The 25,989-nt window shown below is 73.4% G+C and carries 21 protein-coding genes; 12 read left to right on the top strand and 9 right to left on the bottom strand.

The window, feature by feature from the left end:
- Positions 1-37 precede the first annotated feature (37 nt).
- Together HZS56_RS19790 and HZS56_RS19785 are read left to right on the top strand one after the other, a co-directional pair.
- Positions 38-1,171 carry a ScbA/BarX family gamma-butyrolactone biosynthesis protein gene (locus tag HZS56_RS19790; RefSeq protein ID WP_253914528.1) on the top strand — a complete coding sequence of 378 codons (1,134 nt, stop codon included), beginning with the start codon at positions 38-40 and terminating at the stop codon, positions 1,169-1,171.
- 143 nt (positions 1,172-1,314) lie between these two features.
- Positions 1,315-1,920: a response regulator transcription factor gene (locus HZS56_RS19785; RefSeq protein WP_216722053.1), complete on the top strand. Its 606-nt coding sequence runs from the start codon at positions 1,315-1,317 to the stop codon at positions 1,918-1,920.
- A gap of 214 nt (positions 1,921-2,134) precedes the next feature.
- Here HZS56_RS19785 and HZS56_RS19780 read toward each other — a convergent pair whose 3' ends face one another.
- The 4 genes from HZS56_RS19780 to HZS56_RS38330 form a co-directional block, all read right to left on the bottom strand.
- Positions 2,135-3,391 carry a sensor histidine kinase gene (locus HZS56_RS19780; RefSeq protein ID WP_216722052.1) on the bottom strand — a complete coding sequence of 419 codons (1,257 nt, stop codon included), beginning with the start codon at positions 3,389-3,391 and terminating at the stop codon, positions 2,135-2,137.
- An 80-nt stretch (positions 3,392-3,471) separates the two neighbouring features.
- Positions 3,472-5,088, bottom strand: coding sequence for a SagB/ThcOx family dehydrogenase (locus tag HZS56_RS19775; protein ID WP_216722051.1), 1,617 nt, complete (start codon positions 5,086-5,088; stop codon positions 3,472-3,474).
- A gap of 233 nt (positions 5,089-5,321) precedes the next feature.
- On the bottom strand, positions 5,322-7,766 hold the full coding sequence (locus tag HZS56_RS19770) for a TOMM precursor leader peptide-binding protein (protein ID WP_216722050.1): 2,445 nt from the start codon (positions 7,764-7,766) through the stop codon (positions 5,322-5,324).
- Positions 7,763-8,125: a TIGR04351 family putative TOMM peptide gene (locus tag HZS56_RS38330; protein WP_308408105.1), complete on the bottom strand. Its 363-nt coding sequence runs from the start codon at positions 8,123-8,125 to the stop codon at positions 7,763-7,765. Before HZS56_RS38330 ends, HZS56_RS19770 begins: the two co-directional genes overlap by 4 nt.
- A 344-nt stretch (positions 8,126-8,469) precedes the next feature.
- Here HZS56_RS38330 and HZS56_RS19760 point away from each other — a divergent pair, with 344 nt between their 5' ends.
- Positions 8,470-9,312 carry an AfsR/SARP family transcriptional regulator gene (locus HZS56_RS19760; protein ID WP_216722048.1) on the top strand — a complete coding sequence of 281 codons (843 nt, stop codon included), beginning with the start codon at positions 8,470-8,472 and terminating at the stop codon, positions 9,310-9,312.
- 233 nt (positions 9,313-9,545) lie between these two features.
- Positions 9,546-10,328: a thioesterase II family protein gene (locus tag HZS56_RS19755; RefSeq protein WP_253914527.1), complete on the top strand. Its 783-nt coding sequence runs from the start codon at positions 9,546-9,548 to the stop codon at positions 10,326-10,328.
- 124 nt (positions 10,329-10,452) lie between these two features.
- Here HZS56_RS19755 and HZS56_RS19750 read toward each other — a convergent pair whose 3' ends face one another.
- Positions 10,453-12,258 (bottom strand): MFS transporter, encoded by a 1,806-nt coding sequence (locus HZS56_RS19750; protein WP_253914526.1) that lies wholly within the window; start codon positions 12,256-12,258, stop codon positions 10,453-10,455.
- A 290-nt stretch (positions 12,259-12,548) separates the two neighbouring features.
- Between HZS56_RS19750 and HZS56_RS19745 the strand changes: the two genes are divergently transcribed.
- The 8 genes from HZS56_RS19745 (at position 12,549) to HZS56_RS19715 (ending at position 21,767) form a co-directional block, all read left to right on the top strand.
- On the top strand, positions 12,549-13,937 hold the full coding sequence (locus HZS56_RS19745) for an MFS transporter (RefSeq protein ID WP_216722047.1): 1,389 nt from the start codon (positions 12,549-12,551) through the stop codon (positions 13,935-13,937).
- Between the two features lie 289 nt (positions 13,938-14,226).
- On the top strand, positions 14,227-15,288 hold the full coding sequence (locus HZS56_RS19740) for a ketoacyl-ACP synthase III family protein (RefSeq protein WP_216722046.1): 1,062 nt from the start codon (positions 14,227-14,229) through the stop codon (positions 15,286-15,288).
- A complete protein-coding gene (locus tag HZS56_RS19735; RefSeq protein ID WP_216722045.1) occupies positions 15,285-16,874 on the top strand; it encodes a class I adenylate-forming enzyme family protein in 1,590 nt (529 codons plus the stop codon). Before HZS56_RS19740 ends, HZS56_RS19735 begins: the two co-directional genes overlap by 4 nt.
- A complete protein-coding gene (locus tag HZS56_RS19730; protein WP_253914525.1) occupies positions 16,864-18,351 on the top strand; it encodes a type III PLP-dependent enzyme domain-containing protein in 1,488 nt (495 codons plus the stop codon). The genes HZS56_RS19735 and HZS56_RS19730 overlap by 11 nt, the downstream gene beginning before the upstream one ends.
- On the top strand, positions 18,348-18,662 hold the full coding sequence (locus tag HZS56_RS38325; RefSeq protein WP_253914524.1) for a phosphopantetheine-binding protein: 315 nt from the start codon (positions 18,348-18,350) through the stop codon (positions 18,660-18,662). Before HZS56_RS19730 ends, HZS56_RS38325 begins: the two co-directional genes overlap by 4 nt.
- A 132-nt stretch (positions 18,663-18,794) precedes the next feature.
- Positions 18,795-19,838, top strand: a complete 1,044-nt coding sequence (locus HZS56_RS19725) for a ketoacyl-ACP synthase III family protein (protein WP_216722044.1) — start codon at positions 18,795-18,797, stop codon at positions 19,836-19,838.
- Positions 19,839-20,063: 225 nt separating this feature from the next.
- Positions 20,064-20,480, top strand: coding sequence for a DUF4260 family protein (locus HZS56_RS19720; protein ID WP_216722043.1), 417 nt, complete (start codon positions 20,064-20,066; stop codon positions 20,478-20,480).
- 108 nt (positions 20,481-20,588) lie between these two features.
- Positions 20,589-21,767: a lipid II:glycine glycyltransferase FemX gene (locus tag HZS56_RS19715; RefSeq protein ID WP_216722042.1), complete on the top strand. Its 1,179-nt coding sequence runs from the start codon at positions 20,589-20,591 to the stop codon at positions 21,765-21,767.
- A 75-nt stretch (positions 21,768-21,842) separates the two neighbouring features.
- On the opposite strand, the gene HZS56_RS19710 is transcribed toward HZS56_RS19715, so the two are convergent.
- From HZS56_RS19710 to HZS56_RS19695, 4 genes are read right to left on the bottom strand one after another with little or no spacing between them, the layout of a single operon-like run.
- On the bottom strand, positions 21,843-23,204 hold the full coding sequence (locus HZS56_RS19710; protein ID WP_216722041.1) for a UDP-N-acetylmuramoyl-tripeptide--D-alanyl-D-alanine ligase: 1,362 nt from the start codon (positions 23,202-23,204) through the stop codon (positions 21,843-21,845).
- Between the two features lie 8 nt (positions 23,205-23,212).
- Complete coding sequence (vanX, locus tag HZS56_RS19705) at positions 23,213-23,836, bottom strand: D-Ala-D-Ala dipeptidase VanX (RefSeq protein ID WP_216722040.1); 624 nt, start codon at positions 23,834-23,836, stop codon at positions 23,213-23,215.
- Positions 23,829-24,896, bottom strand: a complete 1,068-nt coding sequence (vanA, locus tag HZS56_RS19700) for a D-alanine--(R)-lactate ligase (protein ID WP_216722039.1) — start codon at positions 24,894-24,896, stop codon at positions 23,829-23,831. Before vanA ends, vanX begins: the two co-directional genes overlap by 8 nt.
- Complete coding sequence (locus tag HZS56_RS19695; protein WP_216722038.1) at positions 24,889-25,941, bottom strand: D-isomer specific 2-hydroxyacid dehydrogenase family protein; 1,053 nt, start codon at positions 25,939-25,941, stop codon at positions 24,889-24,891. Before HZS56_RS19695 ends, vanA begins: the two co-directional genes overlap by 8 nt.
- Positions 25,942-25,989 lie beyond the last annotated feature (48 nt).

Genomic DNA, 25,989 nt, shown 5'->3' with positions numbered 1-25,989 from the left:
CCCCATCACCGTAGTCTCCCGGAAGGACCGACCCGACATGCCCGTGCCCGCGACCACCCCCGTGCCCGCGCCGGACAGCCCGGCGCCGGACAGCCCGGCGCCGGACAGCCCGGCGCCGGATACTCCCGCGCCGGCCGCTCATGCCTCGTCCGTTCCCGCCTCGACCGCTCCCGCGGCGGACGCCCCCGAGCCGGCCCCCGCGGAGGCCGACAGCACCGGCGTCCGGCTGAGTTACGACGCGACCGTGCCGAGGTCCCTGGTGCACAGGGCGTCGATAGCCGAGGTCTTCGTCACCGACTCCGCCCGGACCGGCGAGGAGTCGTTCGTCGTGGGCGCGCAGCTCCCCCGCGGCCATCTGATCGGTGAGAGCTCCCCGCTGTACGACTTCACCCTGCTGGTCGAAGTGGTGCGGCAGGCCGGTGTCCTGATCGCCCACCGCCACCTGGAGGTGCGGCTGGACTCCGTGTTCATCTTCCGCAACCTGCGGCTGCGCACCGTGGCCTTCGAGCCGCTGCGCATCGGCCGACGGCCCGCCGACCTCAGGGTCACCGTGGACGTACGGGCCCGGCGCAACCGGGCGGGGCGGGTCCAGGGGTTCACCTTCACCGGCGAGGTGCAGGTCGACGGCCGGCCGGCACTGAGGGGGGAGGGCGCGCTGCTGATCCTGTCCGAGGCCGCCTACCGCACGCTGCGCAGCAGGCGGCAGGTGCCCGACCATCCCGGGTTCCTCGTCCCGCGCTTCACCGCGGCCGAACCCTCCGCCGTGGGGCGCACGGACGCCCGCAACGTGTTCGTCACGCATCCCGTGGCGGAGGGCGAACCCGGGGAGTTCAGCGCCCAGTTGGTGGTGGACACCGGCCACCCCCACGTGTTCGACCATCCGTTGGACCATGTGCCGGGCCACCTGCAGATGGAGGCCGCGCGTCAGCTGGCCGTCGCCGCCGTCGCCCGGCGGCACGGTGTCGACCCGTACAGCCTGGCCGTCGCCTCCATCACCACCGACTTCACGGACTACGCGGAACTGGACCGGATCACCCGGCTGCGGGCGTCGGTCGAGAACTTCCGCTGGGACGAGGAGTTGGGGACCTTCGTCACCGCGGTCCCGGTGGCGGCTGTCCAGGACGCGACGGTCACCACCGCCATGCGTCTCGAAGTGGCCCAGTGGGCCTGACGCTTCCGGACACCTGACCTTCCCGGACAAAGGGATTGAACATTCAAGAAGATGCCGGTTCGCGCTCCCCCTGAGACGCTCCGTACCCTACCCTTCCAGCCAAAAGGCATCGGTAGAACATCCGAGCCCGATGGGGGAGCGCATTGATACGCATCCTGCTCGCCGAGGACATGCACATGGTGCGGGGGGCCCTGGTGGCCCTGCTGGCGCTGGAGGGTGACCTGCGAGTGGTCGCGGAGGTCGAGCGGGGGGACGTCATCGTCGGCAGGGCGCTGGAGTGCCGCCCCGACGTCGCCGTCATCGACGTCGACCTGCCGGGAATGGACGGACTGAGTGCGGCGGAGCGGCTGACCCAGCAGTTGCCCTCCTGCCGTACGTTGATTCTGACGAGCCTCGGCAGGCCCGGGACGCTGCGCAAGGCGCTCGCGGCCCAGGTGGGTGGCTTCCTGCTCAAGGATGCGCCGCCGGACCGGCTGGCCGACGCGGTGCGCCAGGTGGCGGCGGGCAGGCGGGTGATCGACCCGCAGCTGGCCCTCGCGGCCTTCGACAACGGCGAGAACCCGCTGAGCCCGCGGGAGGCGGAGGTGCTGCGGCTGGCCGCGGACGGCGCGGAGGCCGCGGAGATCGCGGGGAAACTGTTCCTGTCGGTGGGTACGGTGCGGAACTATCTGACGACGGTCGTCACCAAGCTGAACGCGCGCAACCGGGTCGACGCCATCCGGCTTGCCAGGGACAACGGCTGGCTCTGAACCGGCCGGCGACGGGCCCCCGCTCAGCCGGAGCGCGGGCCCGGACCGCCCTCAGCCCGAGCGCGGGCCGAACCGCCCTTCAGCCCGAGCGCGGGCCGAACCGGCCTTCAGCCGGAGCATCGTCCCGGCCGTCGCTCACCCGGGGTGAGATCCGGCCGCTGCCGCTGCCGCTGCCGCTGCCGCTGCCGCTGCGGCTGCCGCTCCCGCCCCCGGCTCAGGCGGAGCGCGCTCCGGGGCGCCGTCGCAGCGGGGCCTCGGCCCGCAGGACGAAGTGGCCCGACTCGTCCACGCCGGAGGTGAGCCGGCCGCCGACCGACGTCAGCCGGAACTGGAGGTTCTCCAGGCCGCTGCCGTCCGGGGCCGCCGACAGGTCCCAGCGGCTCACCGTGCCGCGCTGGGCCCCGTCGTTGGTGATGAGCAGGACGATGTCGCCGGCGTCGGTGGTCCGGCTCTCGATCCGGCAGTGCTCCGCCTTGCTGTGGCGCAGCAGGTTGGTGATGGCCTCGCGGAGCACGGTGGCCATGATGGTGTCCACCTCGCCCTGGGGCGGCTCACCGCTCAGTTCGGTCGTCACCTGGATCCCGGCCGCCTCGAGCACCGACTGCGCCGACACCGCCTCGGCGGCCAGGGACATCTCCCGGTAGCCGCGCGCCACCGTGCGCACATCGGACAGGGCCTGCCGGGAGATCTCCAGGATGCCGGTGAGTTCGTCCTGTGCGCGGTCGGGATGCCCGCCGACGAGACGGAGCGCGAGCTCGCTCTTGAGCGTGATGGCCGACAGGCTGTAACCGAGCAGGTCGTGCAGATCACGGGCGAACCGCAGCCGCTCCTGGGTGACGGCCAGCCGTGCGAAGTCCTGCTGGGCCTCCTGCACTTCGAGCACCAGCTGGGCGAGCTGACTGAGCCCGTACACGATCAGGGCCGTCAGGACGGTCGACACGGCGATGTAGACGGAGTTGACGGGATCCAGGCCCAGTAACGGTCCGGTGGCGCACGCCGCCGCGACGACGAGACCGAACAGCGGCCAGGCGGTGGCCGGCCGGAGCACCAGCAGCACGGACGCGCCCAGGAAGCCGGCCATCCCGCCCCAGCCGAACCCCAGACCGAACAGCGGAAGGTAGGTCAGCAACGCCTGCAGGGTGAGCGTCCACCGTCCCCAGCGCTCCCGGACCCGCCGTAATCGGTAGGCGCTGTGCACCAGTTGGATCACGAAGATGAGACCGAACCCGAGCGCCGAGGCGGCGAGGACGAGCGCCCCGGGGTCGGCGTCCAGGATGTTCAGGAAGCCGACCAGGACGAAGCCGCACTCGACGGTCAGGACCAGGCTCAGGGCGAGTTGGGGCGGCGGGGCGCCGACACCCAGCGCGCGCATCGCGGCCGAGAGTGCTGGGCCGTCGCCCGGGCCCGTCTGGGACGTCCCGGTCGAGGACTTCCCGGTGGGTCTGCCCGAGGGCGATCCGGCCAGCTGCATGCGTGCTCCACCCCCGCGAGATCAGCCAAGGGTGCACAGTCTATGGAAAGCGCATGAATTCGAAAGCCTGAATGTAGGTTTCATGTGCGAATAGCGGATGGCCTGTGCGGGACCGGTGACCGCTCCTCGCGCCGCGTCCCCAGCGCGAATCCGCCGACGCCGGGTTCGATCCGCCAGTCCGTTCCGGTGGTGCGGGCCGCCAGGTCGACGTCCCCGCTGCCCAGGGCGCACGGCGCCAGCCCCATCGCGGTGGCGATCAGATACAGGTTCTGGGTCACCGCGCCCACGTGCTTGAGCGTCAGTGCGTAGGCGAGGCCGCTGTACTTCCAGGCCAGACGGTGGAAGCGCGAGGTGATGGTGATGACGACCGACGGGGGGTCGGCCAGCCCGGCCACGATCCGGGCCTCCTCGATCCGTTCCGGTACGGCCGTCTCCTGCTCGGCGTCGCCGATCCGCACGAGGCAGTGCTCCACGGGGGCGTAGTAGTGGATGCCCGCGGGGATGCCCGCGCAGTCCCGGACGGTGAGGTAGAACTCCAGCTCGTAGGCGCGTCCGCCGCTCGGATAGGGGCGGTCGGTGTACTCGTCCGGAGGACGGCCGTCACCGTGGTGCTCGCGCAGGCCGCGCACCCGCAGGGCCCGGTAGAGGAACTCGCCCAGCGCGGCGGCGGTGAGCCGGGAGGCACCGTAGGACCGGATGCTGCGCCGCTCCTCCAGCACGGTGGTCAGCGGGGGATCGCCGGCCACCACCTCGTCCAGGACCGGCCGGGGCAGGGCGATCCGGGGGCCGTCCGGCAGGGACTTGACCGCCGGCGCGGGCGGCATCCGCTCGGCGAGCGGGTAGGTGGCCCCGAAGTCGGCGTCGTGCCGGCCGAGTGTGGAGCGGCTGTGGAACAGCAGGTCCACGGCCGACCAGGACTGCAGTGCCGGATCCCGGTCCTCGGCGAAGCACGGGGCGGCCGGGCCCGGGACATGCCCGTTCTCCTGGCCCTTTCCTTCCTCTCCCACCTCCCCGGAGTCGGCGGGGACCGCCATGCCGGTCGCGAGCAGCAGGGCGATGATCTCGGAGACCGTCTGGAGGGACAGCGGCAGGGCGGCGGCGATCTCCTCGGTGGTCGCCGGGAGGCCCAGCATCCCCACCACCCAGGAGGCCTCCGGGCCGTGCAGCACCATCCGGTACAGCGAGGTGGGGGACTCCAGGACGAAGCCCTTGCCCTCGCTGCGCAGAAACGCGAAGCGGGACAGCCGGACCGGATGCCGCCGGCCGGCCGGGACCGGCCGGCAGCGGGCGGCCGGGGCGATGGGGACGGCCGACAGCAGCAGACGGTCGGCCCCCTCCAGGGTGAGCGAGCGCACGACCATCTGCTGCACCCGGTGCAGCACCATCAGGATCTCGGCCTTGGAACCCGCGGACGGGCCGACGCTGAGGCCGCGCGGGGCACGCTCCGGACCGGACGGCACCAGTTCTGCCGCCACATTGGTCAGCGAGATCGGACCGAGGCTCATCCGGCGCAGCGCCTCACGCACCGTGGAGTTCACCCCGCGCAGCCGTACCTCCCCCCAACGCCCGGAGAGCAGGACGGAACCGGTCGTGGAGCTCGTGTCGACCAGCACGTCCTCGCGGAGCGACCAGAGGGAAACACAGCGCCTTTCGTCCGGCGCACCGGACAGCACACCGGACGGGCTCTCGGCTGACATGGGAACTCCTGAGGGGGGAAGGCCACATAGACGGTGGGGGCGCAAGACGGTGGGGCGCCATGGGCGGATGGGTGAGAGGGAAAAGGTGGGAGAGGGAAGCGGGGGACAGGAAAACGGAGGACAGGAAAACGGGAGGACAGAGAAACAGGGGGACGGGGGAACGGACGGGGGAGAGGCAGCGGACGGACAGGGCCAGGCAGCGGACGGGCCGGGGCCACCGCCCGCTGCCGGGGTCAGATGAACAGAGGTACGGGGTTGAGGGAGCCGTACGGTGTCGGCGCGGGCAGCCGGCCCAGCCGCACCGGAACGTCGAACAGCCGGCCCGGGGCGAACCGGGCCCAGAAATGGCGCAGGCCCGGCACCACCACCCGGACCACCGGCAGGCCGATGTCCGGCCGCGTCTGATCGAGGACCAGCATCTCCATGCCGTGTTCGCGCAGCAGCTCCACAGCCGCCTCGACGTCCGCGCCGAGATCCGGACGGTGCCGGTGGGCACAGCCGTCCGGGCCGCGCTCGGGCAGCGAACCGTCGGGCAGCAGGTGGGGCTGGTTGCGTACGGTGGCGCCCCACCACCAGCCGAGCAGCTCCGGCGCGGTGGAGTGGTAGCCGGTGCCGTCGTGCCGGGCGTCGGCCACCACCGGCAGCAGCTGGTTCATCTCCGTCAGGGCGCGGCGCAGCGCGACGGCCGGGTCGAAGTGCGCGCCGAACCCCAGCATGATGTCCTCCGCCGGTTTGTCGGTACGCCGGGACAGCGCCGCGAACACCGGTATCCCGAGGTCGGAGGTGAGGTCCAGGGCCCACACCTCGCGGTGCAGGGTCCGGTAGACGTCCAGCAGTTCGTCCGTCCACGCGTCGCTGAAGCCGTGGCCGTGGCTGAAGCCGGGGCTGTGGCTGTGGCTGTGGCTGTGGCCGAAGCCGTGGCCGGGGCCGCCCGCCAGGCGCACGCCGGGCTGACGGGTGCGGTTGTACCACCACAGGGCCACCGCGTCCCGTTCGACGAGTTCCAGGAAGCCGTGCAGGATCGCGTCCTCCATGCTGCTGCCGGCGGCGCAGCCGTTGGAGTCGGCGCGCAGCGAGCGCCGGCCGGCCACCACGGGCGCCGGACCGTCGGCCGGGCCCGGGTAGTACAGCATCCCGGTGGGCAGCAGCCGCTGCCGCCGTCCGGTGAGCGACCACAGCGGTGTCCAGTCGACCGGGGCCCGGTCGTCGAAGGGCTCCGGGACCTGGTGGAAGGAGCTGTTCAGGGCGTTCCACCGCTCGCGGTCGCGGAACTGCCGCGGCGCGAACAACTGGCAGGTGTCGGGGGAGACGGCCTGCTCACCCAGGCCGCGCAAGCTGTCCCGGGTCCGCGGCTCGTCCCCCTGCAGGGTGCCGCTGTAGCGCTCCAGAGCCTCGCACATCGCGCTCACCCGGGCGTCCAGCGAGGTGGCGCCCTTGCCGCCGCTGACCTGGCGCAACCCCGCCCGCAGCTGCTGCAGGTCGCTGCCGCCGACCGCGGGGTTGCGGCCGGCCAGGTAGCAGTGCAGGCCGTCCGGGGCCCTGGGGTCACGGCGGATGTCCTCGACCACCCCGGTGACCGGGCTGATCAGGTGCCGGTAGCGGTCGTCCACCTCCTGCGGGGAACAGGCGCGGTGTCCTCCCGCCCCATACGGCGTCCTGGGCCGGGCGACGAGCGTCACCGGGCGGCGCACCTGCTCGGTCACCAGACCCGGGTCGCCGCAGTCCGGGCACTGGGGACGGCGTCGCAGCTCGTGGTGACGGCCCGTCAGCGACAGGGTGTCCAACGTCAGTACGGAGGACTGCCCGGAGTATCGGTACCCGGCCAGCCACTTCGTCGCCTCCAGCACGGCGAGTTCGGCGGCCGCGGTCGCCGAGCAGGACAGCCGGGCGGCGGGACGGGGCACCGGCCCGGTCAGGCCGAGCGCCCGCCGCACCGGCGCCTCGTTGGTCCGGTGTCCGCGCAGCCGGTGGGCCAGACACGACCAGCAGGGGCCCGAGCCGGGCCGGAACACCGGGCCGATCCAGACGGCCGACCCGCCGGGCCGCACCAGCAGCCACGGCTGCCCCGTGACCTGGTGCCTGGCGTCGACCTCCCGCAGTGCGGGGTTCAGGTAGTCGTCACAGAGCACCAGGGACAACCGCGCGGCGCCGGCGTGGACACCGCCGTCCGTCCCCTCGTCCAGCAGGTCGCCGCCCACCGCCGACAGCCCCGCGGCCCGGCAGGCCGCCAGCACGCCGTCGGCGTTCGTCTCGCCCACCGTCTGCACCCGCAGCACGGCCGTCGCCAGCCCGTCGAGCGCCTCCGTGCCGTCCAGACTGGCCAGCTCCCAGTACGCCCGGGCGGCACCGCGGCCCGCGTCGGCGCGGGAGCCGGGGTCGGCCGACGCGTACCCCACGAGGCCGGCCTGCGCCAGCCGCGCGATCAGCCGGCCCGCCTGCTCGGCGGGGATGTGCGCGGCGGCCTCGCGCAGCACCGACGGCAGGTCCCGGGTGCCGTCGAGCAGCGGCACCAGCGCTTCCACCCGGCCGCCCTGCAGCGCGGTGACACCCCGGTCGGACAGCAGGTAGGCGGCGTCGTCGGCGACGACCTCGGCTCTGAGGTGGCTGCGGAAGCCCACGCGCCGCCCACTCGCGGTCTCCGGTGCGCGCGCGGGGCGCTCGCCGAAGACGGCGGTCACCGGGCGACCGCCCGGTCTTCGGCCGCGGTCAGGCCCGGCTCGGGCGCCGGTTCGTCCGCCCAGCACAGGCAGCCCCGCGCGTGCGCCGTGGGCGTCGGACGCGACAGCTCCTCGATGGTCAGCTCCTCCATCGGGTTCTCGGGCAGCGCCGGCGGCTCCTGGCCGGGCGCCGGCGTCACCCCGAACTCGGCGAGTACCGCCCGGGCGTCGGCCCGGTAACGGTTCGCCAGCTCCGGGTCCAGCCAGGCGCAGGCGACCAGCTCGACGAACCGGGACTCCTGGCCGTCCGGCAGACCGGAACCCGTCGCGCCGTCCGTGCCCGGCGTGACCTGAGGAAGGGGAAAGATTCCTTCGTGCACGTTGCCCTCCGAATGAGACCTGAGTATGAGACCTGACGAGATGTCCGACTGACGTTCCGGGCCGGATGCCCGGCCGGGGCGGCCGGGGCCGGCCCCCGCACCTCCGGGCCGGATGTCCGGCCGGATGTCCGAGGCGGGTCCGTGGTGACCCGGCAACAGAATTGTTCGGCCGGGGAGGAGGCTGACGACAGTGTTCCCCTCACGGCTCCTCCATGATTTCGTCATGCCGCACCCCCTTGCGGAATCACACCCGGCCGGTGAACCGCTCACTGGGAGCGCACGGCCGTCCGTGCCATCGTGGAGCGCCCCGAAGAAGCCATGCGGTCTTGGTGGGAGGAGAACCGATGGAGATCCGGGTCCTGGGGCCGTTCGTCGCCCGACTCGAAGGCAAGTCCGTGGTGCCGAGCGCGGCCAAACCACGCCAGGTACTGGCCCTGCTGGCCCTGCGCCCGGGCCAGGCCGTGACCGTCACCGCGCTGCTCGACGAGCTGTGGGGCGACGCCCCGCCGCGCACCGCGCCCGCCACCCTGCAGACGTACATCCGCCAGTTGCGCCGGATGCTCGGCCAGGCCCTCGGGCCGGGCGCCGTCCGCGGCCCCAAGGACGTGCTGTGCACCCGCTACGGCGGCTACGCGCTGGACGTCGGGGCCGCCGAGGACGCCACCGAGTTCCAGCGGCTGTGCGAGGCCGGCCAGACGGCGCTGCGTGAGGGCGCCGCACTCGAGGCCTCCGGGCTGCTGCACCGGGCCATGGAGCTGTGGCGGGGAGAGGCCCTGGCGGACGTACAGATCGGGCGGGTGCTGGAAGTCGAGGCGTTACGGCTGGAGGAGACCCGGCTCGGCGCGCTCGAGGCCAGGGTCGAGGCCGACCTGCGGCTCGGCCGGCACGCCGCGCTGCTGGGCGAACTGACCGCCCTGGCCGCCCAGCACCCCATGCACGAGACCGTGCACGCCCAGCTGATGCTGGCGCTGTACCGCTGCGGCAGGCCCTCCCACGCGCTCAGCTCCTACCAGCGGCTGCGCGGCACGCTGGTCCGCGAACTGGCGATGGAGCCCTCGCCGCGGCTGCAGCGGCTGCACCAGGCGATCCTGCGCGCCGACCCCGGACTGGAACTGCCGGAACCGCCCGCTACCTCTCCCTCCGCCGCCGCCCTGTCCGCCGCGTACCTGGCACCCGCCTCCGCCTGAGCCCGCACGCGCCCGAGCCCTCGCCACTCCGCCCGCGCCTTCGCACTGCCCGCCTCATGCCCCCTTGCCCCGCTCTCGCCCCCGTCGAGGCGCTTCGGGTCCGCCTCACGACCCCGTCCCGGGCACCGCGTTCCGGCCATTTGGCCCGCCTTAAGCGCCGCTGCCGACCCTGGGGGCAGCGCGGACCGCGGTCACCACGCGGCCACCGCGTACCGAGAGGAGAACGGGGCACTATGACGCGATACTTGAGGCGCGGCGACACCGACCCGGACGGCCGCCTGAGGATGTTCTGCTTCCCCTACGCGGGTGGCGGGGCGTCCGCCTACGCCGGATGGCAGCGCCGCCTGGGGGACGCGGTGGAGGTACTGCCGGTACGGCTTCCCGGCCGCGAGGGCCGCATGACCGAGCCGCGCTTCACCGACCTCACCGCCCTCGTGACGGACCTGGACCGGGAACTCGGCACGGAACTCGACCACCCGCATGTGCTGTACGGGCACAGCATGGGCGCCCTCATCGCCTACGCGCTGGCCCAGCACCGGCGTGCGCGCGGCGCGCGGCTGCCCCATGCCCTGCTCCTCGGGGCACACCGGGCTCCCCACCTGCCGGCCCCGCCGATCATCCGGGGCTACGTCTCGGACGACGGTGAACTGTTGCGGGGGCTCAGCCTGTTGGGCGGCCTTCCCCGGGCCCTGCTGGACCGTCCCGACTGGCTGGCGGCGCTGCTGCCCGTGGTCCGGGCAGACCTGATGCTGTGCGCCGGCGCCGCAGAGGTGGCCCGCACTCCGCTGTCCGTCCCGCTGCACGCCTTCGCCGGCGCGGAGGACCGGCTGGTCACGGTGGACGAGGTGCGGGAGTGGGACGCCTACAGCACTCGGGAGAGCGAGACCGTGGTCGTCCCCGGCGGTCACTTCTTCATCAGGGACCAGGAAGCGGTCTTCCTGGACCACCTCGCCCAGGTCCTCGACCGCTACGCGGCGGCATCGGACCTGGTCCTGGTGGGAGCCCCGGGGGACTGACAGGAGAGGGAGCGGCACGGAGCACCCGCGGCACACCCGACGGCCGGGTACGGGCTCGGCGGGCGAAGGACTCGGCGGGCGGGTCCGGCGAGAGGGCCCGGCGAGAGGGCCCGGAGGGTGCGGGCTACGCCCCGGTGCCCGGCGGGCCGGTGCCGACGGGGATCTGCTTCGGTGCGGCCGGCTCGACGGGCCCCGCGGACACGGCGGGCTCGGCCGACACCTTCGCCTCCGTGCCCGCCTCCGTCTCCGTGCCCGCCTCCGTCTCCGTGCCCGCCTCCGTCTCCGTGCCGGCCCCCGTCTCCGTCTCCGTCTCCGTCTCCGTCTTCGCCTTCGCCTTCGCCTTCGCCTCTGCCTTCGCCTCCGTCTCCGATACCGGCACCGCCTCCGGCGCCGTGGACCCGGGCGCCGCAGTCGTAGGTGTCGCGGCCGGCAGGCCCTTGCGGCCGGGGATGAGGACGGCGGCCAGGACGGCGCCCGCCGCCACCACCGCCGAGGCCATGACCAGGCCCGTACCTGCCGCCTGGCCGAAGCCCGACCTCGCCGTCGCCGCGATGGTTTGCCCCGCCGCACCGCCGGTGCGGTCGGCCAGCTCCAGGGCGCTCTCCAGCGTGCGCGCGGCCGGCGCGGGCAGCCCCGTACCGGACATCTCCCGGTGGTAGCCGGCGGCGAGGACGCTGCCGACCACGGCCACTCCGAGCGCGTTGCCGAACTCCTGCATCGTCATGTCGAGCGACCCCGTCGCACCCGAACGCTCCGGCGGCACGAGCGACATCACCACATCCGTCGTCGGCCCCATCGCCAGACCGAAGCCGACGCCCGCCAGCAGCAGCCCGCCGAGCACCGGGGGATAGCCCTCGCCGGCCCGGCCCAGCACCAGGATGCCCGCAGCCCCGACCGCGAGACCGGTCGCCACGCTCCCGCCCGGCCCGACCCTGCGCACCACCGCCGGGCACAGCAGCGTCCCCACCAGTACCGCGATCGCCACCGGCATCACCGCGAGCCCGGCCTTCAACGCCCCGTAGCCGAGGCCGAACTGAAGCCGCTGGGTGAGGACGAACAGCGTTCCGGCCAGGCCGAACATCAGCAGCAGGATGCTCACGCTCGCCCCGATGAAAGGCGCCCGGCGCAACAGGGCGAAGTCCACCATCGGATGGGAGTGCCCGCGCTCCCACAGGACGAAGCAGACGCCCCCGACGGCGGCGACGGCGAACCCGGCGACCGGCCCGGGGGCGGTCCAGCCGTGCTTCGCGGCCTGGATCGCCCCGTAGACCAGTCCCACCATCGCGGCCGTACCGAGCAGCGCGCCGACCGGGTCGGGCCGGCGCGGCGACCGGTCGCGGGACTCCGGCAGCAGCAGGCCACCGGCGACCAGTACCACAGCCACCGGCACCAGGTTCACCAGGAAGATCGAGCCCCACCAGAAGTGCCCGACCAGCGCCCCGCCGACGACCGGACCGGCCGCGACCCCCAGGGCCGAGGAACCACTCCAGATGCCGATCGCCCTGGCCCGCTCGTCCGGCGGGAAGACGTGGACGAGTACGGCCAGCGTCCCGGGCATGATGAAGGCCGCGCCGAGTCCCATCAGCACGCGTGCCGCGACCAGCTGGCCGGAGGCGTCCGCGCTCATGCCGACCACCGAACCCACGCCGAAGACCACCGTGCCGGCGAGCGTGGCCCGCTTGTGGCCGTACCGGTCGGAGAGCGTCCCGGCGGTCAGCAGTGCCCCGGCGAGGGCGAGCGCGTAGCCGTCCACGATGAACTGCATACGGCCGATGTCGGCGTCCAGATCCCGCATCATCGCGGGGATCGCCACGTTGAGCAGCCCGTTGTTGAGCACGATCGCGAACAGGGCGAGGGAGAGCACGGCGAGGATCCACCAGCGGCGGGGATCCGCGCTCTCGGCGCTGGGGGTGGGTCGGTCCTCCGTCATCGCGGGCGGTCCTCCGTCGGTCCGGGGCGGGTGTGCCGGCCGCCGCCCGCCCCGGCCTGCGGGGCGGCACACCGGCCGTCGCCCACCGTCCCGGGCCCCGCTGAAGGCACACTTGCGGCCGCGCGCCCGCCGCCCGGCCCGCACCTCCCCGCCGGCCCGAACCTCCCCGCCGACCCGCCGGTCCGCCCGCGCCCGCTGCCCACCGCTCAAGCGGCGCTACAGCCCCCCTTCCTACGGTCGCGCCAGCGTCGTCCTCGGGTGAGCGGCGGCGAACCACCGAAGGGGGTGCCATGGAGATCCCGGCACGGCTGCGACAGGCCCGGTCCGCACTGCTGCTGATCTTTCTCGTCCACGGCGCGGCCTTCGCTCTGCTGGTCACCCGCATCCCGGCCCTCCAGGATCGGTACGCCCTGAGCGACGCCGCGCTTCCGATGTTCCTCGCCGCCGTGCCGGTCCTCGCCGGGGCCGGCAGCGTCACCGCCTCCCGGCTGGTGCGCCGGCTGCCCGCCCCGGCCCTGGTGCGGATCCTCCAGCCGGTGATCTGCCTGACCCTCGTCGGGATCGGCGGCGGCACCGCCCTCTGGCAACTCGCGCTCTGCCTGACGCTCTTCGGCCTGCTGGTGGGCGCCATGGAGGCGACCGTCAACATGACCGGCGTCGGAATCCAGCGCCGCTACGGCCGCAGCATCATGCTCGGCTTCCACGCGGCCGCGAGCCTCGGCGGCATCCTCGGCGCCGTACTCGCCTGGGCCGGGGCCACCACAGACCTCTCCCTGCTCACCCTGTTCGCCGGCTCGGTCGCGCTGCTGCTGCCCGCCGCGATGGCGGCAGGCCCGTTCCTCAGCAGGGGATACGACGCGGGCGGCCCGGTACCCGGCGAACCGGCCGGGACCGCCGCCGTACGCCCCGTCCCCGGCCGGGGCACACCCTGGAAGCCGCTGCTCCCGCTCTGCATGGTGATGGCCGTGTCCGTCGTCGCCGACTCCACCGCCACCAACTGGAGCGCGAAGTTCCTCGAGGACACCCTGCACAGCTCGGAGGCGATGGCCACCGTCCCGTACGCCCTCTACATGGCGGCCACCCTGCTGGGCCGAGGCTTCGGCGACGGCTGGGTGGAGCGGTGGGGCGCCCCCGCCGTGGTGCGTACGGGGGCGCTGCTGGCCGCGGCGGGCTGCGCCGCCGTCGCCGCCGCCCCGGAACCCTGGACCGGTGTACTCGGCTTCGCCCTGCTCGGCGCGGGTCTGTCGGTGATCCTCCCGCAGGTCTTCGCGGCCGGCGCACAACGCCTGCCGGGTGCCGCGGACACCGCGGTGGCCCGTATCAACCTCTTCAACTACGTGGGCTTCCTGGTCGGCCCGCCGCTGATCGGGGCCGTCGGGGCCGGGATCTCCTTCCGGGTCGCGCTGTGCGTACCCCTGGTCCTCGTCCTGTGCGTCCTGCCCGCGGCCCGCTCCCTCGCCGCCCCGGCGCCTCCGGCCCCCGCTCCCGCCCCCAAGAATCCCGCGCCTCCGGCCCCCGTGTCTCCGGCCTCCGCGCCCGCGCCGAAGGAACCCGCGGCTCCGGTCCCCGCACCCGCCACCGGCGCCACCGCGACCGCCCCGCCGCGGTCGGAGACGGCGCCGGCCGCGGCCTCCGCACCCGCCACCCGCGCCTCAACCACCCCCACGTCCACCGACTGACGGCGTCCCTCCCGCGCGTCTGCCCGCCCCGCGCCCCGGCTGCCCACGCGGCCGGGGCGCACCCGTGCGCCCTGCCGGGTTCCCGCACCGCCTCTCCGCCGTCCGCCCACCTTCCCGTCCGTCCACCTTCCCGTCCGTCCGCCCTCCCGTCCGCCCACCTCGTGCCAGCGCTTTTAGCCACGCCAAAGCACCAGCCCCGACGATCCCCGCAGGGCGGACCCCGGACCGTCCGTGCGTGTCCGGTGCAAGACGCCGTCCGGGAGTCGAGCCAACCGACGATGGGAGAACCATGCGCTGGGAAAGCGTCTACGTGGCGGGGACGGGGGCTTGGCTCCCCGAACCGCACTCCGCCCGCGCCGCCGCAGAGGCGGGTCAGTACGACCCCGAGCAGTACGAGGCGGACGGCCTGCTGTCCGTCCGGGTGGCCGGCGACGACGTCGCGCCGCCCGACATGGCCGTCCAGGCGGCCACCACCGCGCTCAAGCGGTCCGGCACCGACCCGGAGACCGTGCGGCTGCTGCTGCACAACTACGTCTGGTTCCAGGGCCAGACCATGTGGCCGGTGGCGTCCTACGTCGCCGACCACGCCGTCCACCGGGCCGTGCCCGCGTTCGAGGTGAAGCAGGAGTGCAGCGCGGCGATCGGCTCGCTGGACCTCGCCGCCCGCCACCTGACCGCCGAATCCGCCCCCGCCGCCGCCGTACTCACCACCGCCGACCGCTTCGCGCCGCCGCTGATCGACCGCTGGCGGGCCGAGGAGGGCCTGGTGTACGCCGACGGCGGCACCGCGCTGGTGCTGTCCAACGAGGGAGGATTCGCCCGGGTGCTGGCGACGTCGACACGCGCCGACAACCGTATGGAGGCCCTCGCCAGGGGCGCCGGACCGACCCCGCTGCCCACCCAGGAGCCGTACGACCACGCCGCCCGCTTCGCCCACTACCTGCGCGCCCAGGGCAACGTGCGGGAGGCGGCCGGACGGCTCGTCGCCATGGTGACCGGGGCCATCGACGACGCCCTGGCGGACGCGGAGACCACGCGCGAGGACCTCGCCCGGGTCGTCATCCCGACGGGCGGCCGCAGCAAGATGCAGTGGCAGGCCGAGCAGATACTGGGCGTTCCGGAGGAGCGCACCACCTGGGAGTTCGGCCGGCGCACCGGCCACCTCGGGGCGGGCGACCAGTTCGCCGCCCTCAACGACCTCGCCGAGAACGGCGCCCTGCACCCCGGCGACCGGGTGCTGATGCTCTCCGCCGGCCCCGGCACCGCCGGCTGCGCCGTCCTGGAGATCCTCCGCACGCCCGCCTGGGCGCCGTCCCCGGCCGCCGACCCGACCCCGGAGGCACGGCGATGACCGCCACCCTGCTGGGAGCCGTCCCCGTGACGGCCCTGATCGACAACGCGCTCGGCACCGACACCGCCCCCCGCGTCGACAACGTCGCCGAGGTACTCCTGACCGCGGCCGCCGCCGCCCACCCCGGCGCCCCCGCCGTACGGGACCGCTACGGCGCCTGGACCTACGCCGAACTCGACGCCGCCGCCGACTCCTTCGCCCGCACCCTGGCCGACCACGGCGTCCGCCCCGGCGACCGGGTCCTGGCCCGAGTCGGCAGCGTCCGGGAGTTCACGGCCCTGCTGTACGGCACCTGGCGGCGCGGCGCCGTCCTCGTTCCCATCAACCCCGGGATGAAGGCGTTCCACCTGCGGGCGGTGCTCGACGACTCCACCCCCTCCCTGATCGTCGCGGAGGACGCCGAACGCACCGGCGCCGACGGCCTGGAGTGGCCGTCCGGTACCCCGGTCCTCACCGTCGGCGGCCTGGACCTGTCCGGACCGGCCGACCCGGTCGCCCGTACCGAGCGCGAGGTCCCCGCCGACCGGCTCGCCCTGCTCATCTACACCTCCGGCAGCACGGGCCTGCCCAAGGCGGTGGCCTGCCCGCACGGTCCCGTCGCGTTCGCCGCGCGTGCCGTCCAGCAGCGGCTGAACTACCGCGCGGACGACGTCGTGCTCACCGCCGTACCGCTCTCCTTCGACTACGGCCTCTACCAGATCATGCTCACCGCGCTGGCCGGCGCCGAGCTGCTGCTGTCGGGGCCCGCCGACCACGCGAGGCTGCTGGGCTTCGCCCGCGACCACGGGGCGACGGTCGTCCCGCTCGTACCGTCGCTCGGGGAACTGCTGGTCCGCCTGGCCTCCCGCGACCCCCGGCCCACCCGCGTCCGGCTCTTCACCAACACGGGCGCCGCCCTCAACGCCCCGCTCATCGCCTCGCTCAGGGAGACCTTCCCCGGGGCGGCGGTGGCGCCGATGTACGGCACCACCGAGTGCAAGCGGATCACCGTCCTGGAACCGGACGGCGACCTGGCCCGCCCCGGCTCGGTCGGACCCGCACTGCCCGGCACCGAGGTGCTCGTGCTCGACGACGACGGCCGCCCGCTGCCGCCCGGCCACACCGGCGAACTCTGCGTGCGCGGCCCGCACGTGATGGCCGGCTACTGGCGCGCCCCGGAACAGACCGCGCTGCGTTTCCGGCGCGCCCGGGACGGCGGCGGCCCGGTCACGCTCCACACCGGCGACTACGGCCGGCTCGACGAGGACGGCCACGTCTACTTCCAGGGCCGCAAGGACGACCTGTTCAAGCGGCGCGGCTCGCGGATGAGCTCCGTCGAGATCGAGGCGGCCGTGCTGGACATCGACGGCGTACGGGAGGCGGCGCTGCTCGTGCCGGAGGAGGACCGCGACATGGTCCTCTTCGTCGTCGGCGAGCGGGCCGGCCTGACCGCCGAGCACGTGCTGTCCCGCCTCGCCGACCGGCTGGAGGCCGCCAAGGTGCCCGACGAGTGCCGGGTGCTGGACGCCCTCCCGCTCACGCCCAACGGCAAGACCGACCGCAAGGAACTGCGCAGGCGGATCACGGAGGCCACCGATGGCCACTGACCGGAACGCGTCGACGGCCGGTGCCGCCCGGGACACGGCGACGACCGGCTCCCGGAACGCACCGACGACCGGCTCCCGGAACGCACCGACGGCCGGCGCCCCGAACGCACCGACGGCCGGCGACGGGAACACCGCCGGACGGCCCCTCGGTGCCTCCTTCGAAGCCCCAGCCCTGCGCCGTCTCGCCGAGCGCTACGGCAGCCCCCTCTACGTCTACGACCTGGCCAGGGTCCGTACCGCGCTGGAGGACCTGCGCGCGGCCCTGCCCCAGCCCAGCCGCATCTACTACTCGCTCAAGGCAAACCCCCACCCCGGCCTGGTCGCCGAACTGCGCCGGGGCGGTGCCCGCGCCGAGGTCACCTCACGCGGCGAACTCGCCGCGGCCCTGGAGGCGGGCCACCCGGCGGGGGAGCTGATGTACTCCGGCCCCGGCAAGGTCCGCGCCGAGCTGGACGAGGCGATCACCGCGGGGATGCGCACCTTCTCCGCCGAGTCGTTCGGCGACCTGGAACGGATCGGTGCCGCCGCAGCGGAACACGGCGTCACCGCCGACTGCGTGCTGCGGATCAACGCCGCCGGCGCACCGGGCCAGGCCGGGCTGCGGATGACCGGCGCCCCCTCCCAGTTCGGATTCGACCTCGACGACCTCGCCGAGAACCGGGCCCGGCTCCTGACGCCGGGCACCCGGATCGTCGGCATGCACTTCTTCCCGCTCACCAACGCCCGTGACGAGGAAGGCCTGTGCGCCGAACTCGCCCAGAGCGTACGCACCGCCGCCCGGCTGCGGGACGAGCTGGGCATCCCGCTCCACCTGCTGGACCTCGGCGGGGGCTTCGCCGCCCCGTACGCCACCCCGGGCGAACGGCCCGTCTACCGCGGGCTGCGCACCGCCCTGGCCGGCGTGCTCGACGAGCATCTGCCGGGCTGGCGCGACGGCGAGCCGGTGGTGGCCTTCGAGTCCGGCCGTCATCTGGTCGGCGACAGCGGCCTGTTGGTGACCACCGTCACCGACGTGAAGAACAGCCGCGGCAGCACGTACGCCGTCCTCGACTCCGGCATCAACCACCTGGGCGGCCTGTCCGGTCTGGGCCGGCTGCTGCCACTGAAGGCGCAGCCGCTCGCCACCTGCGCCGACGAGCACCCGGGGCACCAATACGGGGACGGCCCCGACACCCCCGACGGCCCGGGCGATCCCGCCACGATCACCCTCGCCGGCCCCCTCTGCACTCCGGCCGACATCCTCGCCCGAGTCGCCGAACTGCCCGGAGTGCGCCCGGGGGACCTGCTGGCCTTCCCCAACGTCGGCGCGTACGGGCTGTCCGCGAGCCTGCTGGGCTTCCTCGGCCATCCGGCGCCCGCCGAAATCCTCGTCGACGGCCCCGACCTCGTCTCCGCGACCCGCCTCGCGCTGCGCCGTGACACCGCGGCCGTCCTGACGTCCCGCACCGAACCCGCTACGGAGGACACCACGCCATGACCGACGCGACTGTCCGGGCGACGCCCGTGACCCCGGCCGACGAGACGGCCGTCCCCTGGGACGAGACCTACGAGGCCCTGCTGCACGAAGCTCTCCCGCGGCTCGCCGCCAAGGGCGCCCTGCGTCCCGACAGCAGCCTCAAGGCGGCGGGTCTCGACTCGCTCGCCATGGTCGAGGTGCTGGTCCGGGTCGAGGACGCCTACGGCATCTCCATCCCCGACTCCCAGCTGGTGGCCGACACCTTCGCCACGCCGGCCGCGCTCTGGCACGTCGTGTCGGCCCTGCGGGAGCAGCCCGCCCGCCCGGCCTGAGCCGGCGCCGCCCGACAGGAGAGCCTCTGCAGAGAACCCCTGCAGAGAACCCCTGCAGAGAACGCCTGACGAGAACGCCTGACAAGAGAACCCCTTCTACAAGAGAACCCCTGACGATAGAGAGGAGACCTCATGCGGTGGGAAGGCGTGTACGTGGCGGGCACGGGGGTGTGGCTCGGTGAGCCCGAGTCCGCCGAGACCGCCCTGGAATCCGGTGCCTACGACGCCGAGCAGCACGCGGCGGACGACATCCTGTCCGTCAGCGTCGCCGACGCGTCCGTGGCACCCCCCGACATGGCCGTCCACGCGGCGACGACCGCGCTCAAGCGCTCCGGTCTGGACGCCTCCGACGTGAAACTGCTGATCCACAGCGGCATCTGGTTCCAGGGCGTCGAGATGTGGCCCGCGGCCTCCTACGTGGCGGGCCACGCGCTCGGCCGCGGCGTCCTCGCCTACGGGCTGGACCAGGAGTGCAACGGCGGCCTCGGAGCGCTGGCGATCGCGGCCCGCCAGGTGGCCTCGGGAACCGGCACGTCCGCGGCGGTGGTCACCACCGCCGACCGGTTCGGCGCGCCCCTGGTGCGACGCTGGAGCAGCGAGCCCGGCTTCGTGTACGGCGACGGCGGCACCGCCCTGCTGCTCTCCGCCCGGAGCGGCTTCGCCCGGCTGCTGTCCACGGCCAGCGGATCGGACAACGCCCTGGAGGCGGTCGTACGGGGACCGGAACTGCGGCCGCTGCCCTCGGGCGAGCCCCTGGACCTGCTGGGCAGAGTGGGGCACTACATCCGCACCAACGGCAGTGCCCGGGAGGCCACGGAGCGGGTCGCCGAGGTGATGAACTCCGTGGTGGACACGGCGCTCGCGGACGCCGGCATCGGCCGTGACGACGTGACCCGGGTGGTGCCGCTGGCCGGCGGGCGCAGCAGGATGGAGTGGCAGGTCCCGCAGCTGCTCGGCATGCCGCTGGAACGGTCCACGTGGGAGTTCGCCCGCACGGTGGGCCACCTCGGCGCGGGCGACCAGATCGCCGGACTCAACGACCTCGTCGAACGGCGCGAACTGAGCCCGGGAGACCGGGTCCTGCTCGTCGGCGGGGGCTCGGGGTTCAGCTGCACCTGCGCGGTACTGGAGATGACCACGGCACCGGACTGGGAGCCCTGGCGCCCGCGGGAGTGACGAAGCCGGGAGGGGGGGGCGGGATGCCGTGCCCCTCCCGGCCGGGGGCGTCTTGGTGGTCCGGCGGGACTTCCCGGGCCAGGGAGACGCCCTCGCGGCAAGTCCGGGCCCCCGCCTGCGACTTCAGTGCCGCTCCAGTGCACCGCGGGGATACTCGACGTACGGCCGCTCGTGCGCCGGGGCCGGGACGGCCGGCCCGACCGCACCCCCACCGAGGAGAGCTGCATGGCAAGTACCGAACCCACCGGCACGGCAAGGAGTTCCACCCCCGCCCCGCTGCGCGTGGCCTGGGGCGTGCTCGGGGTCCTCCTGCTGGCCTGGGACGTCTTCGAAGTGGTCAAGCACACCGGCTGGGTGATCCCGGCGGCAGCCCTCGGCGCCGTACTGCCCGACCTGCCCCGGCTGGCGGTGCTCGGCCGGGCCACCGCGCCGGGACAGCTCGCGCCGCGGGCCGTGCCGCTGTACAACCTGCTGCACCGGGCCGTGATCCCCTTCGCCATCATGGTCGTCTTCTCGTTTCTCGGCGACGGTCCCGAGGACATCGCGGCACCCTTCACGTTCGGGATGTCCTGGCTCACCAACATCGCGATCGCCCGCGCCCTGGGCTTCGGCCTCCGCACTCCGGACGGCCTGCACCGCTGACAGCCCCCGGTGGGCCTCCCTCCCCGGGCGGGAACGGGCGGCGCATATCGTCGGCGTATCGAAAAGCGGATACGCGACGGCAACACCGGGCCGACTTGACTGGACGTCATGCCCTACCGCGAACCAGCACGCGAATCAGCACGTGAACCATCACCCGTCTCCCCTCCCGAGGCGCCGGCCGTCGTGCCGATCAGCGACGCCGAGCACCTGGCCTTCGTGCGGACGCGGCGGTCGGTCAACTTCGTGCAGACCCCTGCGTGGGGGCGGGTGAAGACGGAATGGCGCACCGAGTCGCTCGGCTGGTTCGACCGGGGGCGGCTCGTGGGCGCGGGGCTCGTCCTGCACCGGCCGGTGCCGGGGCTGTCGCGGTTCACGCTCGCCTATCTGCCGTGGGGCCCCGACATCGACTGGTCCGGGGACATCGGTGCGTGGCTCGACCCGCTCGCGGCGTACCTCAAGGCCCGCGGCGCGTTCGCGATCCGGCTGTGCCCGCCGGTGCGGACGCACACCTGGGACGCGGGGCAGGTCAAGGACGGCGTGGCCGATCCGGAGGTGCGGCGGCTCACCGGACTCCCCGGCGGGCACGCCGATCCGGTCGGTGACGCGGTGAGCCGGCGGCTCCGGGAGGCCGGCTGGCTGCCGCAGAGCCCCGAGGACGGGTTCGGCGCCGGACAGCCGCAGTTCACGTACGAGGTGCCGCTGGCGGGACGGTCCGAGGACGACGTCCTCAAGGGCATGAACCAGCAGTGGCGCCGCAACATCAAGAAGGCCGCGAAGGCGGGGGTCGAGGTCACGCTCGGCGGCGCGCCGGACCTCGCGGCGTTCCACGAGCTCTACGTGCACACCGCCGCGCGCGACGGGTTCAGGCCGCGGCCTGCGGCGTACTTCGAGACGATGTTCGGGGAGTTGAGCGCCGAGGACCCCGAACGGATCAAGCTCTATCTCGCGCGCCACGAGGGCGAGTTGGTGGCCGCCACCATTCTGGTGCGGGTCGGCGCGCACGCCTGGTACGTGTACGGCGCCTCGTCGACGGCCAAGCGTGAGGTGCGGGGTTCCAACGCGTGCCAGTGGGCGATGATCCGTGACTCCATGGCGGCGGGCTGCGACGTGTACGACCTGCGGGGCATCACGCCGACGCTGGACGCCGCCGATCCGCATGTGGGCCTGATCCGGTTCAAGGTCGGCACCGGGGGACGGGCGGTGCGGTACGTCGGGGAGTGGGACCTGCCGCTGCGACCGCTGGTCTACCGCGCGTTCGACCTCTACATGCGGCGGCGCGAGCGCTGAGCCCCCACCGTGCGGTCACCCCAGGGTCCGTGCGGCTACCCCAGGGTCCGCGAAGTCACTCCAGGGTCCGCGAGGTCACCCCAGTGCGGCGGCCACCTCGTCGAGGCGGCCGCCGCGCGATGCCTTGACCAGGACGATGTCGCCGTCGGTGAGCTGCTCGCGCAGCCAGCCGACGGCCGATTCGTTGTCGGAGAGTGCGATCGCCCGCTCCCCCGCGGCCTCGGCGACGGGACGGGCGGTGTCGCCGACGACGGCGACCAGGTCGGCGCGCGCGGCCGCGTAGGCGCCCACCGCCCGGTGTTCGGCCTCGCTGTCGGCGCCGAGTTCGAGCATCGCGCCGAGTACGGCGATACGGCGGCGGCCCGCCATGGACGCGAGCGTGTCCAGGGCGGCGCGAGTGGAGTCGGGGTTGGCGTTGTAGGAGTCGTTGAGCAGGGTCGCGCCGCAGGCCAGGGTGCGCAGTTCCAAACGCCACCTGGACAGTGAGGCGGTGCTGAGGGCCACCGCCGAGGTGACCAGGGGAACGCCGGCCGCGAGCCCCGCCGCGGCGGCCGCCGCCGCGTTGAGCGCCTGGTGGGCGCCCACGAACGGCAGCGCGACCCGGGCCGGGGCGTCGGCGGCGCGCAGCGTGAAGGTCGCCCGGCCCCGGCGGTCCAGGACCAGGTCCTCGATGCGCACGTCGGCGTGCTCGGCGCGGCCGAAGGTCAGGACCGGCCCGTCGGTCAGCGCACGCATCGCGACGACGCGGGGGTCGTCGGCGTTGAGGACGGCGGTGCCGCCGGGTGCGAGGCCGCGCACCAGTTCGCCCTTGGTCCGTTCGATGGCCGCGCGCGAGCCGAACTCCCCGATGTGGGCCTTGCCGACGTTGAGCACGACCGCGACGTCGGGTGCGACCAGGCCGGTGAGGCGGGCTATGTCACCGACGTGGCGGGCGCCCATCTCCAGGGCGAGGAAACGGGTGTGCGGGCCGGCGCGCAGCATGGTCAGCGGCACACCGAGTTCGTTGTTGTACGAGCCGTGGGTGGCGACCGTCGGCCCGGCGCCCGAGAGGACCACGGACAGCAGATCCTTGGTGCTGGTCTTGCCCTGCGAGCCCGTCACCGCGACAACGGTCAGCCGCTCGCGCAGCCGGGCCACGGCATGGGCGGCGAGTGTCTGCAGTGCGGCCGGTACGTCGTCGACGACGACCGTGGGCAGGGGCGTCGGCCGCGAGCCGAGCACGGCGGTCGCGCGGGTGCGGCCGGCGTAGTCGTGGCCGTCGACGTGCTCACCGGCCATGGCGACGAAGAGACCGCCGGGTTCGCCGAGCCGGCTGTCGAGTACGGCCGGCGCACGCACGGTGACGGCCGCGTCCCCCGCGACCCGGCCGCCGACGAGCGCGGCGATCTCGGCCAGGGAGAGGGGGCGCGGGGCGGAGGAGCCGGACGGCCGGGGCATCGCCGTGTTCATCCCAGACTCGCCTGTGTGATGGGGAAGTCGAAATAGGCGTCCGGGTAGGGCTCGTCCTGGAGTGTGTAGTGCCACCACTCGCAGGCGTAGGAGTCGAACCCGCTGCTCTCCATGATGGAGCGGAGCCGCCTGCGGTTGTCCGCCGCGGCCTGCGGGACACCTTCCGCCCCGTGGTGCGAGACCGAGTCCATCAGGTCGTGGTCGCCACCCATGGCGGCGAGGTCGCCGTTGTCCAGGTGGTACAGCGTCAGGTCGACGGTACTGCCGCGGCTGTGACCCGACTTGGCGGCCACATACCCCTTCTCGAACATCTCGGGCCGTTCGATGTTGGGGTAGTGGCGGTCCTTGGTGCGGCCGTCCTCCGGCTGCCGCGACCAGCGCAGGAAGGAGTCCACGGCGCGCTGCGGGCGGTACCCGTCCCAGAGCAGCAGGCCGAATCCGTGCGAGGCCGCCTCTTCCCGCGCGCTCTGCAACGCCGCACACAGGGCCCTGGTGCCGACGATGCGATTGGCCAGGTACCCGTCGACCGGTTTTCCGGTGAAGTTGTCCCAGGTGGCGTACTTGGCGTCCCAGCGGATCCCGGGCATGTACTCGTCTATGAAGACGAAGTCCTTACGCACGGTCCTGCTCCGTCCGGTGCGGGTGCCCGGCGAGCGTCCCGTCCACCAGGCGGTCGATCACTTCGGACAGCGGAAGACCGGCGGCGGCCATCATCCTCGGATAGCGGCTGTAGGAGGTCATGCCGGGGAAGGTGTTGACCTCGTTGAGGACGACCTGCCCGTCGTCCTTGAGGAACAGGTCCACCCGGGCGAGCCCGCTGCAGCCCAGCGCACGGTAGACGGACTTCGCCACTTCCTGGACGCGTGCCCGGGACGCGGCCGGGATGTCGGCGGGGACGACGGGCGTCGAGTTGTCGGAGCCGGTCTCGGGCGCGTCCTCCTGGTGGATCCGGAAGAACCCGTGGGACAGGGCGATGCGGTCGACCTCTCCCACGGTCAGGTCCGTTCCGCCGCCCAGGATGGCGCATCCGACCTCGCTGCCGACGACCGCCTCCTCGACCAGGACCTTCGTGTCGTACCGCCGGGCGACGTCCAGCGCGGCCGGCAGTTCCTCCGCTTGTGTCACCTTGCTGACCCCGAAGGACGATCCCGAACGGGCCGGCTTCACGAAGACCGGATAGGTGAGCCAGCCGGCGTCGATCTCCTCGCCCGCCGCGACCGTCCAGAACCGCGGGGTGGCGATACCGGCACCGGCGGCGACGGTATAGGCGAGGGACTTGTCCATGCCCAGTGCGGAACTCTGGACGTCACAGCCCACGTACGGGATTCCGGACAGTTCCAGCAGGCCCTGGACCGCGCCGTCCTCCCCGAGCCTGCCGTGCAGGACCGGCACCACGACATCCAGGTGGACCGTCTCGTACTTCCCCTCGTCGAGGACGAGCAGTCCGTGCACGGCGCGGTCCGGCGACAGCGTGGCGGACCGGTGTGCGCCGCTCTCCCACTCCGCGGCGGGGCCCTCGCAGAGTTTCCAGGCGCCGTCGCGCGTGATCCCGACGAAGTACGGCTCGTACGTTCCCGGGTCGAGGTTCCGTGCGATCTCCTGCGCGGACTTGACGGAGATGGGGTGTTCCTCCGAGCAGCCACCGAACAGGATTCCGACCCTGAGCCTGGCCTTAGACATGCTGATTCCTGCTTTCGAATTCCAGACAGTTGGTGATCGAGTTCTCGACCGTGTCGCTCAGGGCGCGGTCCGTGTAGAACGCGGTGTGCGGACTGATGAACGCGTTCGGCATTTCCTGCAGCCGCAGCAGTGGTTTGCTGTCGACGGGCTCGTTCCGTCGGTCGGCGTAGAACACGCCTTCCTCGCCCTCGACGACATCCAGGGCGACACCACCCAGGCGTCCGTCCTCCAGGGCCGCGACCAGCGCGGTCGTGTCGATGAGGGCCCCGCGCCCGGTGTTGACCACGAACGCGCCCCTTTTCATGCTCTGGATGCGGTCGCGGTCGAGAAGGTGGTGCGATTCGGTGGTGAGCGGCGCGTGGAGGGTGACGACGTCACTCGACCTCAGCAGTTCGTCGAGCGACACCTCCTCACCGAGGGAGCCCGCGGAGCCGGGAGAGCCGGGAGCGCCGGGAGAGCCGGCCGGGCCGGGGCCACTGGAGCCGCCGGACTCACCGGAACGGTTTCCGTCGTACGTCACCGTCCGGCATCCGAAGGCGCGCAGCCTTTCCATGACGGCCGTGCCGATGCGTCCCGTTCCGACCACGCCGACGGTCAGGTCGCGCAGCTCTCTGCCTCGTACGTCGTGCAGCCGGTAGTCGTGCACATCCACGCGGCGGACCGTGGACTTGGCGTGGCGCACCGCCATCAGCATCATCATCACCGTGTAGTCGGCGACGCTGTCGGGGGAATACGAGACGTTCCCGACGGAAATGCCGACGCGGCCCGCGTGGTCCACGTCGATGTGGTCGTACCCGATGCTTCTGGTGGAGAGGTAGGAGACGCCGGCCCGGCTCAGCGCCCGAAGTGTCGCCGGGGTGACGCGGGTCTTGTGCCCGACGCTGACGCACCGGTTTCCGGAGGCCAGATGGGCGGTCTCCTCCGACACCGCGGCCTCTGTGATCGTCGGCGTCACCCCGAATCGGGGCGCCAGCTCCCGGAACCGCGCAGCTTCGTCCCGCCCACATCCGAAAGCGGTGATTCCCACTGGTTCGCTGGAGGTCATGCCTCCATTCAAGGAAACAGGATGTTGCCGTGACGTATGCGGTTTTCG

Origin of the sequence: Streptomyces mayonensis (genome assembly GCF_018982965.1) — a bacterium.
In the GTDB taxonomy this organism is placed as follows: domain Bacteria; phylum Actinomycetota; class Actinomycetes; order Streptomycetales; family Streptomycetaceae; genus Streptomyces; species Streptomyces mayonensis.
This window is presented reverse-complemented; position numbering and strand designations above follow the sequence as displayed.

Bases quoted from the DNA above. Each gene is read 5' to 3' on its own strand.
- HZS56_RS38325 (WP_253914524.1), top strand. From the start codon at position 18,348: ATGACCGACGCGACTGTCCGGGCGACGCCCGTGACCCCGGCCGACGAG.
- vanA (WP_216722039.1), bottom strand. From the start codon at position 24,896: ATGTCTAAGGCCAGGCTCAGGGTCGGAATCCTGTTCGGTGGCTGCTCG.
- HZS56_RS19775 (WP_216722051.1), bottom strand. From the start codon at position 5,088: ATGTCAGCCGAGAGCCCGTCCGGTGTGCTGTCCGGTGCGCCGGACGAA.
- HZS56_RS19695 (WP_216722038.1), bottom strand. From the start codon at position 25,941: ATGACCTCCAGCGAACCAGTGGGAATCACCGCTTTCGGATGTGGGCGG.
- HZS56_RS19725 (WP_216722044.1), top strand. From the start codon at position 18,795: ATGCGGTGGGAAGGCGTGTACGTGGCGGGCACGGGGGTGTGGCTCGGT.
- HZS56_RS19790 (WP_253914528.1), top strand. From the start codon at position 38: ATGCCCGTGCCCGCGACCACCCCCGTGCCCGCGCCGGACAGCCCGGCG.
- HZS56_RS19750 (WP_253914526.1), bottom strand. From the start codon at position 12,258: ATGACGGAGGACCGACCCACCCCCAGCGCCGAGAGCGCGGATCCCCGC.
- HZS56_RS19760 (WP_216722048.1), top strand. From the start codon at position 8,470: ATGGAGATCCGGGTCCTGGGGCCGTTCGTCGCCCGACTCGAAGGCAAG.
- HZS56_RS19780 (WP_216722052.1), bottom strand. From the start codon at position 3,391: ATGCAGCTGGCCGGATCGCCCTCGGGCAGACCCACCGGGAAGTCCTCG.
- HZS56_RS19735 (WP_216722045.1), top strand. From the start codon at position 15,285: ATGACCGCCACCCTGCTGGGAGCCGTCCCCGTGACGGCCCTGATCGAC.
- HZS56_RS19715 (WP_216722042.1), top strand. From the start codon at position 20,589: ATGCCCTACCGCGAACCAGCACGCGAATCAGCACGTGAACCATCACCC.
- HZS56_RS19730 (WP_253914525.1), top strand. From the start codon at position 16,864: ATGGCCACTGACCGGAACGCGTCGACGGCCGGTGCCGCCCGGGACACG.
- HZS56_RS19710 (WP_216722041.1), bottom strand. From the start codon at position 23,204: ATGCCCCGGCCGTCCGGCTCCTCCGCCCCGCGCCCCCTCTCCCTGGCC.
- HZS56_RS19755 (WP_253914527.1), top strand. From the start codon at position 9,546: ATGACGCGATACTTGAGGCGCGGCGACACCGACCCGGACGGCCGCCTG.
- HZS56_RS19745 (WP_216722047.1), top strand. From the start codon at position 12,549: ATGGAGATCCCGGCACGGCTGCGACAGGCCCGGTCCGCACTGCTGCTG.
- HZS56_RS19720 (WP_216722043.1), top strand. From the start codon at position 20,064: ATGGCAAGTACCGAACCCACCGGCACGGCAAGGAGTTCCACCCCCGCC.
- HZS56_RS19740 (WP_216722046.1), top strand. From the start codon at position 14,227: ATGCGCTGGGAAAGCGTCTACGTGGCGGGGACGGGGGCTTGGCTCCCC.